The sequence below is a fragment of the Epilithonimonas mollis genome, assembly GCF_900142325.1.
In the GTDB taxonomy this organism is placed as follows: domain Bacteria; phylum Bacteroidota; class Bacteroidia; order Flavobacteriales; family Weeksellaceae; genus Epilithonimonas; species Epilithonimonas mollis.
Map to the genome: position 1 here is coordinate 1 of NZ_FRAM01000009.1, position 12,347 is coordinate 12,347.

The window sequence follows — 12,347 nt, forward strand, 5'->3', positions numbered from 1 at the left end:
GGATCTCACCCAAAATGTTTTCTGTATTTTTTTCAAAATAAGAGGAGATATCCCGATTACTTTTTTGAGAGGATTTTTTAAGAATAATGATATCCGTTCCAACTTGTGTTCCAGCAAAAGCCCCTTTTGGTAACCGGAAGGCTTTAAGCAGTTCAGCATCTTCAAGATCTTTCTTGCGATTGAGCCAGCCTGAAGGAAGGATCATCGCCAGGACTCCATCATCTTTCAGTACATCCAGGCTGCGTTTAACAAAGTAATCTTCGTATTTGGAAAGTTTGGGTTCCTCACCCAACCCTTTATAGAGACCGCGATGTTCTCCATAAGGAGGATTACCGATAACCAAATCGTATTGCTGAGAAAAATCCTTCTTATTTCCCTTCTCATCAATAAATTCGGTTTCAAAAGAACGAAGATTTATGTTGGCTTCAGGATGCAGTATTTTAGCGATTTTCGCAGTGGTCTCATTGATCTCAAAGGCAGAAATGTTAATATAAGAAGAGAGTCCTTTTGCTGCATACAAGAAGTTGCCCGTCCCTACGCTTGGTTCCAAAACGCGTAGTTCCTTCCTGTTTTTAAAGTGGTCTTTGATCAGGTTCCGGACAGCCTCTACGATCTTCCCATTTGTGTAATACTCGTCAAGAATGCCTCGCCCCTCTTTTGCAACACCGCCGCTTTTAAACTGATTGCAAATGTCTTTTAATTCATCGGTGATAACAATACCATCCTTCACCATAACCTCTTTGTCATCAGAAATAAAACAAGCTGCGGAAAGGACTTCTGCAACTTGCGCGTTGTTCAGCTTCTGATCTTTATATTTCGAGATGAGATGTTCTAATTCTACTACATCTGCAGAATATGCGTTTATCTTGGGAACTCGTCCGTCGGATCTTCCTGTGATGGGTGCAATTCGTCCGAATATGATTCTACCCAAGTAAGGTTTTTCTTCAGCATGCTGCGATTGTATTCCGTCAGCGGATCTTCTTCCTGATTCACCGACTGTGAGATCGCTCCGGTCTGCGCCTGAAGGTCCATTTCCAGCATTTGAGCCGCCCACATTTTGTCCTCTATCGTTATTTCCGTCTTGCTCGGATTGGCTTTCCTGCAAAGTTTTTTCAGAGTCTCGTCCAGAAAATTCGGATCCCAGGTGCTGAGTGTCGGATATTCCGTTGTGTCTAATAGTAATGGCTGCATTTTCTGATTCTTTTGATATGACTAAATTACTGTTTTTATGAAGGTCATTTAATTTGTTCTCAAGATATTGACTCAAATCCGTATTTCCACTGCCCGATATCTCATACATTTTCCGGATGTCTTTGATATTCTTTTCCTTAAAATCCATCAGGATCTTGAGCGTTACCGAATCGCCTGTCCTGTTTCCTTCAAGACACAAAAAGATCTTGCCTTCGAAATATTGGAATCTGTTGAGGAATTTATTGGTATTCGTAACCGCATTGAGCGTAACGAGGGTTCTGCTATTGGATTGCCCGTTAAGCTCTATCAGTTTTTGAAATGACATTGTATCACTGTTTTTTGCAAAAAGGACCAATTCATTTTTGTTTCCTTCAATGATGGAAATATCATCAGTAATTATTAAAGGTTCACTCATTTTTAGTGCGTGTCATAAATCGATTAAACTCCAATAATTCTTGGGCTGCCTGGTCCCATCTTTTCCTTGGAATCAATTGAAGCGTGACAAAAATGTCATTCTTCTTATTGTAAGAATCGATGCGTTCCAGCCGGCCGTGATAATCCTGTTCGACGTACTTATATAATGAATAAGGAAGGATGGTATCTGTGGGGTAAATATAGAACCGAGTGTAGTTCCACGGCGAATTGATCTCGAAGCGTTTGTATTGCTTTCCAAACAAAACGGTGTCAGATAATTTTCTTCTGTTCCTGTAATTCGGAATCCATTCTTTTGAAAATACAGCACCTTCTTTTTTCTGCCATACCAGCAATGGCTTTTGTTTTAAGACAACCTCAGAAAACAGGACGCTTTTTCTTTCGAAGTCCAATGGGTAGCAAAGCGAATCTTTAATAAGATAAAGCTGCTTATTAATTTCTGGAAAGTTTCGGTCGGGAACGATCTCTATCAATTGATCCTGAGAATAGCTCATTCTAGAAATATGGAAACTTTGCATCTGGTCCAGTCCCTTGGAAGCATTGAAATAGACATTTGAAATAATATCAATTCCTCCTTTCTCGGATTTAATTTCTTTGTGGCAGGAATTCAGAATTAACATTACTGCAAATAATAATAGTATTACTTTTATTTTCATCATGTTGTGTTTTAAAAAAGGCGGCAGATCATCAGACCCTCCGCCTTCGAAATAATGGTCAGGTATTTCTTTATCGTTTGATACTTTGCTCTTTCACGTTATTTTTTTCGTGCTTATGATCCTGATCTAGGCCTTCCAGAGGTTTGTTGGTATTCATCCGGTTCATATCGTTGTCATAGAGTTTAAGATTCCTGTTCTGAGGGTCAAGAACTGCTTTGCCTTCGATGACCGAATCATCCTTTTTGAATTTTACTTTGACGATATTTCCTTTCTCCAGAGATTTTATCGCATTGTCTTTCCATTCCTGCCTATCAAATACCAAATCCGCTTTTTCAATGATCTTAGCTGTATCCACGCCGTAATTTTCATAAAAGTTCTGAAAGTAGTAGTTACCTTTTTCAGTTTTGGGCTGAATGAAATCGAACTGAACAAATGCTGTCGCATCTTTCTGATTCTTCGGATTGAGAAACTCAATTTTTACACTTCGCCCCTCTAGAAGATTAATCGCTTCTTTAGCAGTAAAATTATTATCTCTATTAACCCAAAAGTTGTGGGATCGCTCCTCATTTTCTACTGTTAATTTGGCGTGATAAGAATTAAGAAAAATACCGCCTCTTTCTGTTTTGTTAAATTTCAGAGTGAAATCAGCTTGTTTCCCGTGCAAGACTTTATCGGAACTTGTTTTAATTTCAAACTGTTGATCGTTCGAACTAATCGCTTTTTCTAAATCTAAGTGCAGTTGTTCATCTTCGCCGAAACCCAGATATTTCATCTGGTTTTTCAGGTACAGTACCTGATCGAAATCTTTTTTTTCTTCCATAATGTTTTAATTTTAATTGTTAAATAATATTTTAAGCTAATAATCTTCCTACTATCTTCTTACTTTTCGTTTTTCCTCTCGTTGTTGCTCCTCATTTTCTCGCATCCGGTTGGTATATTTATACCGATTTGTGTCATTGACATTGAGCTGAATTTTTGAATCATCACTTTTAGCAATTTGTTTATTAGATATGCTATTCACAGAATCAATTTCTCTGGAAACAATGTTCAAATCATTTGCGATTTCTTTGGCGATCTCCGGGTATTGGTCGAGTTTGTCATAGAGGTAATTTTTCAGGTTTTGCAGTTCGCCTTTATAACGGCTCAGCTCCTGCCAGTCCTTTTGGTCGGCTATAATAGCAGTAAGCTCAGTGGCATTTTTGATAAAATCGAATTCCACTGTTTTTCCGATTTCCTTATCGAAAATGAAGGCTTTCTTTTCGATATTCCATTGGTCCGTAGATTTTGACAGGTCTATGATGTCTGTATACTGGACTTTTTCTTTGCTTTGTTCCAGAATCTCCGCAAGGCTTTTGTCCCGTTCCAGAAAGATGACCTTCAGCTGGGTATTGTTGTCGGTCAGCTGAAAAGTAGCCCGGTTCCTGTCATTATCGGCAACGATCTTATAGCCTAGGAGAAACTTCTGTACGTCGTCAGGACTTAATTTCGTGGAAAAGGTAAGGTCTTCATTGATGATGCCATAGGTTTTCAGGTCTTCGGTGGGTAAATTGTGACTTTCCATATCATGATGTTTTTATGTTAATTTTGATAAGATGCAACAAGCCAATGATCCGCTTCGATAAGGTCATTGAGAAAACGTATAGGATTGATATACTTACCGTTCTCCCTGACTGCAAAATGCAGGTGCGCACCGGTAGAGTTTCCGGAATTGCCGCTTTTGGCAATGATAAATCCCGCTTTCACCGGATCTCCTGTTCTGTAATAGATTTCTGAAAGATGCAGGTACGAAGTTTCAAACCGGTTGTAATGCTTTACTTTAATATAATTTCCGCCACCGTTTGGATCCCATCCCGTTGCGATAACCATTCCGTCCATTACTGCACACACATTCTCATAATGAGCTTTAAGATCAATACCATTATGTATTCTGGCAGTTCCAACTATGGGGTGCTGTCTCATTCCGTATGGAGATGTTAGCGAAATAGGCCGGCTTACTGGCATTGCAATCTTAGAGAACTTAAATTCTCCGGTTTCATTTTCATATTCATTCCTCGTTATAGAAGTAGTTCGTTTCTGTTCATTAATAATTACCTGGCTTTGCAGCTGTAAAATCAGCGAGTCCCGGATTTTTTGCATTCTCAATTTTTTGTCGTTTTTTTCGGAAGTCTCTTTGATCATTGTTTTCAAAGAATCCAGTTCTTTTTTCAGGTCTACTTTGGAGGTTGTGTTAAAAATAGCCTTCCAGAATTTTTTGTCGCTTTTCTGCTTCAAATCCTTAGTTCCATCCGTCTTCTCCACAATTGGAAGATTCTCTGTTTTCTTAGGCTGGATGGGTATAAGTGTATTGAATTGCCCGTACACAAAGCAATGAAAAGAAAAAAACAAGGTGATAAAGCAGTATTTTGTAAGCGATTTCATGAGGCTGATTTAATAAATTCATTGACGATGAGCTCCACCTCCTTGTTGATCTTCCGGAAATTGCTCATCAGTACTTCTTCTTTGCGGTTTATTCCCCTTTTGTCTATAAATGAATAATAGACGGGCATCGGAGCATAGTTTTGCTCTTCTGCTTTTATGGCTTTCATATCCAGGTCGATCTTTCCGTGAATCGCTGATGTCTTGTATTCGTCGGTATCATTTTCTTCCCCTTGCGCGATCATCCCAACCATTTCGCCGGTTTTAAGTGCTGCGATTTTTCCGGCCGGTATCATGTTATCCATTTTCTCATTGATGCTGGTCGTTGTTCCCTGCTGTGATATCGATTGAGAATAGGATTTCTGCTTGATCTTCCCGAACAGTTTTTCCAGCCAGTCCAGTGTATTCTTATCCCTTGCGGAACCGGAAAGTATATTTCCGGCAATGGCAGAGATGGTGTCCGCCACTTCCTTTTTGTAAAATTGTCGAAGCTGCGGAATTTCCTGAAGTCCTAGTAATACGGCAACCTTGTTGCTTCTTGCCGTAGCTACTACGTTGTCGATCTTATGGATATAAATAGTCGGAAACTCATCGGCGATGATACCTCCCGGCAGGTTGTGCTTGGAATTGATCAGTCGTAATGTTCGATTTAACACCGACGAATATAGTGCAGAATTAATATCCTGTGTTCCAGGGTCTGAAGCCAAGATCAGGATGGATGGATTTTTCCTGTCGGTAATCTTCAGTTCCACTTCATCGGCGGAAAATACCCAAAAGCTCTCTTTAGTCGCTAACCTTGAAAGAAATATCTTCAATGTTCCGATCTGTCCTTCCAATTGGTCAAAGGCCCTGTTATCATATGCTGTTTTGAAGGGAGAAAGCAGTGAGCCTATTTCTTCATTGGTAAACAGCGTATCAAAGATTTCTTGATAGCTTCGGTTCATAAAGGAAAGAATATGCGGCAGGTCTGAATATTTCCCGTTTTCCAGGGTGGCAAAGAAGTAAATGCAGGAGGACAGAAAGTTGATTGCAGATTGGGTAAAGAAAGCATCCGATCCTCCGCCGGAGCTGCTACCGCCTTTTTGCAGTGAGGACACCATCGATTCTGCCATTTCCTGTGCTTCCGCCAGAGTTTGGATATACTTTTTATGAAACGGATTAACTCGTTTTGATCTTTCAACCTCATTCAGGTTGATGACGTGAAACTGATAATTGTACTTAGATTCTTTGCTCTTTTTAAGTAAAAAGTGATAATAGGCGACCTGCGCCAGATCCGGAAACTTAAAATCATAAATACAAAGACAGAAGCCTTTGGCGATCATCTGGCGGATGGCCGGATTGATCACCCCGAAAGACTTTCCGCTTCCCGGTGTTCCGATCACCGTTGTTCCGCGAAACGGATTAATGTTGATCCAGCCTTTATTGATCTTACCATGGTACCGGAACAGGTATGGAATATTAATACTGGTATCGGTATTGACCAGCTCTTTATTCTGGTCAAAGGATTCTTCTTCAACGTTCCATCGGTCTTTCCCCATTTTCTGCTGCATCAGCTTAGAGATACTGTCTGCACCCATCTGAAGAATTACAGCCCCCAGAAAAGAGAGAACTGCGTAGACAACCTGGTATTGGTTCATCCCGGGAAATAACGTAGGAAGCTTGGTATTTCTCGCTTCGTTCTGCCAAAATAAAGCGCAAAACATCATGGCCAGTCCCAATACCATTGGTATAACGATTTCCTTTGCTACATTGAGATCTTTCTTTTTCTTAGCCTTGGTTCCAATAGCAACCAACCCGATCAAAACGAGCGTGGCAAACTTGGCATTAATGGGTGGATAAATAAAGCTCATCTTTGAGAAGTTCTTCAATAGATTGGAGATTACCGGAACTTCAGCATTCAGGTAAAAAAGAGAAGCACAATCCAATGCAACAACCGCATAAACCGCCTTTTGCAAGAATCCGTATATCTTTATCTGATGTTGCTGTTCTTGCATTGCCGTTTTAAGTTATTTATTTGATCTTTAAAGTAGTCAACCCTATTTTTTAATCTAGTATTCTTTATTTCCATATTTTGAATATTGCGTCTGTTGACACTAATGTGTTTTTTTAAGATCTCATTTATTTCGTTTGTTTGGGAAATTTTTAGATTTAAAGAACTGATCTGCTTTTCAAGATTTAAAAACTGCTCTTTAAATCTATTCACCCTAATTTGATTTTTCCTGCTAAAATATTCTGATATAAACGCGATGAGCAAAAGCCCCAACCCGGTTGCATAAAAAACATTTATGTATTTTGTTAAAATTTCTAAATTCATAAGAATGTATCGGCTTTAAGAATGTCTGAATAGTTTACTTTCATTTCGATTGTCCTTCCGGATAGCTGTTCCTCAATCATCCGGATCATCATCACCTTGGAGTTCGGATAGGTAAATTTTTTGAATACATAAATATTCCTGAGGTTCTTCCTGAAATGCTTTTGAGGATTTAGCTGAAACACCGGTGTCATCTCAATGCTTTGATTGTTGGTTGCCTTATGGATCTTTTTATCCTCGATGGAAAACTTGAGCGCTTCCAGATCATAGCCTAGGTTTGAAGTATTTTTAAATGTCATATCCAGAAAGATGTAATCACCCATCACATATACATTGTTAAGCTGCATAGTGAGATTTAGGTTGTTTTCTGTTCTGACCGGCTTTTTATCGGGTTGTTTCTGAATAATTTCTAGGGCAAACTTCCTGAGTTCACGGTTTGAGAAGGTTATTTTATCAAACTCGATGGGCTGCATCGCTTCGGGCTGAATATGGATGTTGGTAATGGTATTGAGATTATTCTGACTTTTATAGACCGCTTTATATTGTGCGATGAATGATTGACCGACAACCGTGATAATCCCAACTGTATCTCCACTGAAAAAAGGGATGGGTTGTTTTTTCTTGTCCTTATCAGAAATACCAGTATCGGTAATTTTAATCCTTGCGATATTGCTGGCGGGGAGATCCCCGGTCAGTTTGTCAGTGGACAGATCGACATATTGGATGGGTTCCGGTGAGATCATATGGAGGTTAATCCCTTCGGTGATCTCAAGCTCCGGCAGATCAGAAATGATCTGCTCAGGGGTGGCGGTTTGCGCGTTGCAAAATGGTACGGTGAACAGCAGAAGGCTGTATAGTAAGGTTTTCATCATTTTACTTGTTTTGCTGGTTTTGTGATTCTTTAAGCTGTTTTTCGTCGATTAGGAATACATAGGAGTTGTATTTCAGTTTCGCTTTATTGGTTTTTATCAGGTTAGCGATGGATTTTGAAGTGGAAGTGAACAATTTGGAACCGATGCTGGTAAAAAATCCCTGTCCTCCCATATCCATTTGTGTTCCCTGAACTGAATTGCTACCCATTTCCCGAATCATATCGCGGAAAACGCTTTGCGGTACATATAGGCCTTTCATACCGTCCACATCATAGATCGACAGGTTAACAGGAAAGAGCTCTCCCTGGGTAAACACCGATACGATCTTGAGATCAACCCTTTGCATTGAGAATCCGGAGATTTGACCATAGAGGATGGAACCTTTTCTGATTTTACGGTTGCCCACAAAAATGTCTTCCAATAGTCTGAATCTTATCCGGCTGCCGAGAAAGCCTTTGTTGTTTTCATCAATGACCGCTTTGATAAAGCTGTTTTCCTGTTCTTTATAGAAGGCATTGAACACATTGTTGATTCCTGATTTGCTGACATTAAAGGTGGAGTTAAGAAACTCGTCCATCTTTTCCTTATTGGCTTTGAGCCGTTGTTCTGCCGCCAGTTTGCTTTGGTATTCCGGGTCTCTGGCCTTTTCCAGGGAATCCATAACGAGCATCTGCTCTTTCAGGTATCTGACGGGATCTGGTTGGACACTTTGTGTCGCCTTAGGATTTGCTATTGTGTAGCTTGCCTCCGCTTTACCATACGATTTATCATTGAGCATCCGGATGATTTCTGCCGACCTTTCATAATCCTTATCCTCATTGCCTTTCTTTGAATCATAGTAGGATGAAGGATTTCCTTTAGCCTGGTGTTGATTCTGTTTTGAGGATACCGCTTTCAGGGAATCAATCTTTCTCTTTTGTGCTAATGACAACTGATCATCATAGCTTAGTAAGCTATCCTGTTCCTTATCCAATCCTCCCAACATCGTCCGGTTGTCATCTTTTTTGAAAAATGCATCGTAGGCATCATTTTTATTCATAATAGAATCCTTCGTTTCTCCCAATGAAAGGGAAAGTTCTTTGGGTTTGTCTTTAGGTTTATCATCTTTGGTTAACTCCGCACCGACATAGCCGAAAAGAAGCAGGAAAGGCAGCGCTAAAAGCGGCAGCACATATTTTTTTTGTTTTAAATTAATTTTCTTCATTGCGTTTTTGATTTTTAGATAAGTGGTCTTAGGTTCTAATGCCCATCTTTCAATTGCTGGTACTTATTAAACAGAAACTCTATCCTTAGGCTGTCTTCTTTTTGTAAAGCATTCCGGTCTCTTTTTTCTTTCAGCAATTTCAGCTCTCGGACGATCTTTTCCATTTCCTTATCCTTAAGAGAAGCCGTATTCTGACTGATCCCTTTATTGGAATAGAGAACCGGAGGTTTAATGGTAAAGGTCTTTTGGGAAGGAAAGAAGATCCCCTGTATCAGCGAGCCTATGAATGAGACCGAAAGAATGATCATCGAATACACAAAGAACTTTTTTGGATTTTTAGCCACACGGTCCAGCCATTTTTGGCCGGTTTGTTTTATAAAAGCATTCATCTTAATACGAATTTTTGGTTTGATTAGAGAGTTCCTCGTTATCAATGATGCGCCAGTTCTTAAGCAACACCCCGTGAGGATTGTTGGGGCTTCGGATAATATCCTCAAAAAATCCTTCAGTGACAAGCTTCCTGGTAATGACTGAAGATTTTCGGGTGATCATCTGCTTTCCGAAGAATTTAAATTTGTTCTGCTCCATATTCAGGGTAATCGAATCGGCGTGGATGCTGACCATTGAGCTTGAAGCTACGATCTGGTTGTAAAATCCCTTTTCCCGGAGATTGGTATATTCCTTTTTCCCGCTGTCATCAATGAGATACAGAGACTTCTGAATGTTCTCCTTAATGTAGGCATCATCGGGAGCCAATGTGAAAAAAAGGCGGTGGAACAATTCGATCTGGGCTTTGTATTCAACCGGCCGGTTCAATAGGACATCCGTTTGCTTAGCCAATACCGGAACCCCATTATCCAGAACATAAATAGATTTGCGGGAATCCTGGATCATCCGATAGGAAAAGAAAAACCCGGCAATGACAATGAATATGGCAAAGCCAATAGCTGATAATGAAACGATCTTATTGATCTTGATTCGCTGTTCTATATTTTTGATAAGCATCTTTATTTCTTTTTGTTATTCATTGCTTCCTGAACTCTTCCTGAAGCAGTACCTGCTGCGGCTGATTTCGCAGCCGATGCCGCTGCCGCAGCTCCGCCTGTTTTCACAGTCAATACCGCTGTTTTGGCACTGCTTGCCACTTTTCCGGCGGCTTGTTTCATTTTCGTCATGGCACCGGCTCCACCTGCGGTCACAATCGTATCAGCAATGGTAGGAGTCATCAACACCCCGATACCCGTCACGATATAAGCGACACAGGTGAAGAGCTGATTGTAGACCATTCCGGAATTACTGACATAGACCATTAAGGCATCCAGGTTGGTCACTGTGCCGTTGGTCAGTAAAGTGTCGTAACGCTCGATTTCCATCGTGTAGCCGGAAGCAATAAGCTGCTGGCCAATATTGATGATCGTATAGGCGACAAACGTGTAAAGGTTAATATTGATGAATTTGGATACCCAGCTGTAAAGCGAGTTTTCAAATCCCGGAACGAGGGTCATTCCGACTGCAATGGGACCTAAAATGATAAGAATGTATGCCCAGATCTTCTGAATAAAGAATATCAGGTAGACACAAATCCTGAGAATGGAAAGGCAGGCAAACTCGATCACCTCGGCGACCAGTTTCTGCATCTGGAACTGCATCCTGATCTGCCATTCCTTGATAGGCTGCAGCAGCTTATCAATTCCGTCACTGATATCAAACCACGAATCGTCTGCATCTTTTGAAGTATTATTAATAACCTCTTGTTTAGCATCTTCTTCGGCATTGAGCTTAATAACCGCATCCAACAATTGCTGTTGTTTTTTAAACCGCTGAACCCTCAGGTCATTGACCTCGGATTCGATATCGCTGAAAATAGCAATGCCGGGTTCGGCGATGGCCTCGAACGGTGCCTGTATCAGATTGACAAATCCTGTCCAATAGACTAAGGTAAACCCAATTAGGATCGGTTTAAGCATCGGGGTAATTTCCCATTCCCGGTCTCCGGCAGCCATCTGCCAGCCCATATAACCGAGATACATCAATGCACCGAGCCCTCCGATGGCTCTTCCGACCAATGCGGAACCTTGAGCGCTGTCCTGAATGCTGGTGTCCAGTTTGGTAAACACCTCCATAAACCACTTTTCAAAAGCGCCGTCACCCTTCAGGAACTGAAGCAGGTTGCTGTAATCGCCATCGGTCTGCGCAAAGCCCATTATGGGCAGTACTATTGCCAAAAGGCAAAACGTTAGGGTTCTTTTCTTATTCATTTCTAATATCTGTGTTTATAGTGCCGTATTACATTTTGAACAATTCCCCTGTCGGAAGCCGGTGTCCATTGTGTTGGCAATGCAGTTGGCAAATGGCTATTCAGGATGTTTTTATAATCCAGAAGCAGGGTTGTCCGATTATTGTGCTTTCTGAGCTCCTGCACAAATTTCCGCCACCGGATAAGGGTTTCGTGATACATAATGAAGCGTTTTCCCCTCGGCATATCCATTGACCGCGACATCGAATATTTTTCCTTGATCAGGTCCAGTTCTTCCTGTAATCTTTTTAAGGTGCCGGTAGTTTTGAGTGCTTCGTAAGTGGGTTCGTCATTCAGTCGCCATTCGATAAAGTTCTGCGGCGTGTCCGGAAATTCGGTGATCGGTTTGAGCATTCTTTTGTAATAGAGCAGCCATAGCGGGTCTGCATCGACTGTGGCCGAAGTCCAGTGTGCCAGATCCCGAACACTTCTTTTGTAGATCGTATTGGATGCAGCCTTGATCTTCTTAGCTTCCTCTTCCTGAAATTTTAGTTGTGCGAACCGTAAATTTTGTTCTCCCGTAGGTTTTAGCGGGCGGATATCGTCACCGTCCTTATAGTCCCTGTTGATCTTGGGAGCCCATATCCCCCATACCGTCGCATAGGCAAAATTGGTCTGGATACCCAGGAAATATTTAGGGTAAGGCCGCCAGTCGCCCCAGCTTTCAAAGGTCATCCGTTTGTGCTGCGACACAATCGAAGGATCGTTCAGCCTCTTGACACTCACTTGTCCAAATAATCCAAAAGCAATAAATAGTAACACTATAAAATTTCCTTTTCGTAACAATATTTGCATAATTTTTAATTGAAGATGTATTTGTATTTAGTCATGATATCTCCGACGATGGTACTGTCGACATTGATGTAATTCCTCAGAACCGGAACCTGATACAGGTATGGGATCTTTTTGGCGTTTTCAAGTCTCAGAATGATATAGAGGATATTCCCATGGATAATCCTGACGCGAGTAA

Annotated in this window: 13 protein-coding genes; all 13 read right to left on the reverse strand. The window is 40.9% G+C overall.

From position 1 onward, the window contains the following. Positions 1-1,606 (reverse strand): HsdM family class I SAM-dependent methyltransferase (locus BUA97_RS16945; protein WP_175546231.1); only part of this gene is annotated, 1,606 nt, incomplete at its 3' end. Beyond that, entirely contained in the window at positions 1,599-2,279 is a 681-nt protein-coding gene (locus BUA97_RS16780; RefSeq protein ID WP_073000653.1) for a hypothetical protein, read from the reverse strand. The genes BUA97_RS16780 and BUA97_RS16945, both read right to left, overlap by 8 nt. A gap of 70 nt (positions 2,280-2,349) precedes the next feature. Further along, a complete protein-coding gene (locus BUA97_RS16785; RefSeq protein WP_245795970.1) occupies positions 2,350-3,099 on the reverse strand; it encodes a hypothetical protein in 750 nt (249 codons plus the stop codon). A gap of 51 nt (positions 3,100-3,150) precedes the next feature. Then, positions 3,151-3,840 (reverse strand): hypothetical protein, encoded by a 690-nt coding sequence (locus BUA97_RS16790; protein ID WP_073000630.1) that lies wholly within the window; start codon positions 3,838-3,840, stop codon positions 3,151-3,153. Between the two features lie 17 nt (positions 3,841-3,857). Further along, complete coding sequence (locus BUA97_RS16795; RefSeq protein ID WP_073000633.1) at positions 3,858-4,697, reverse strand: M23 family metallopeptidase; 840 nt, start codon at positions 4,695-4,697, stop codon at positions 3,858-3,860. Further along, positions 4,694-6,688 carry a type IV secretion system DNA-binding domain-containing protein gene (locus BUA97_RS16800; RefSeq protein ID WP_073000636.1) on the reverse strand — a complete coding sequence of 665 codons (1,995 nt, stop codon included), beginning with the start codon at positions 6,686-6,688 and terminating at the stop codon, positions 4,694-4,696. Before BUA97_RS16800 ends, BUA97_RS16795 begins: the two co-directional genes overlap by 4 nt. Continuing rightward, on the reverse strand, positions 6,664-7,008 hold the full coding sequence (locus BUA97_RS16805; protein ID WP_073000638.1) for a hypothetical protein: 345 nt from the start codon (positions 7,006-7,008) through the stop codon (positions 6,664-6,666). The genes BUA97_RS16800 and BUA97_RS16805 overlap by 25 nt, the downstream gene beginning before the upstream one ends. Further along, a complete protein-coding gene (gene traN, locus BUA97_RS16810; protein WP_073000656.1) occupies positions 7,005-7,874 on the reverse strand; it encodes a conjugative transposon protein TraN in 870 nt (289 codons plus the stop codon). The genes BUA97_RS16805 and traN overlap by 4 nt, the downstream gene beginning before the upstream one ends. Before the next feature lie 4 nt (positions 7,875-7,878). Further along, positions 7,879-9,081 (reverse strand): conjugative transposon protein TraM, encoded by a 1,203-nt coding sequence (gene traM / locus BUA97_RS16815; RefSeq protein ID WP_073000641.1) that lies wholly within the window; start codon positions 9,079-9,081, stop codon positions 7,879-7,881. A gap of 35 nt (positions 9,082-9,116) precedes the next feature. Continuing rightward, a complete protein-coding gene (locus BUA97_RS16820; protein ID WP_084081386.1) occupies positions 9,117-9,470 on the reverse strand; it encodes a hypothetical protein in 354 nt (117 codons plus the stop codon). Between the two features lies 1 nt (position 9,471). Then, entirely contained in the window at positions 9,472-10,086 is a 615-nt protein-coding gene (gene traK / locus BUA97_RS16825; RefSeq protein WP_073000644.1) for a conjugative transposon protein TraK, read from the reverse strand. A gap of 2 nt (positions 10,087-10,088) precedes the next feature. After that, positions 10,089-11,339 (reverse strand): hypothetical protein, encoded by a 1,251-nt coding sequence (locus BUA97_RS16830; protein ID WP_073000647.1) that lies wholly within the window; start codon positions 11,337-11,339, stop codon positions 10,089-10,091. 2 nt (positions 11,340-11,341) lie between these two features. Beyond that, complete coding sequence (locus tag BUA97_RS16835; protein WP_245795974.1) at positions 11,342-12,139, reverse strand: hypothetical protein; 798 nt, start codon at positions 12,137-12,139, stop codon at positions 11,342-11,344. Positions 12,140-12,347 lie beyond the last annotated feature (208 nt).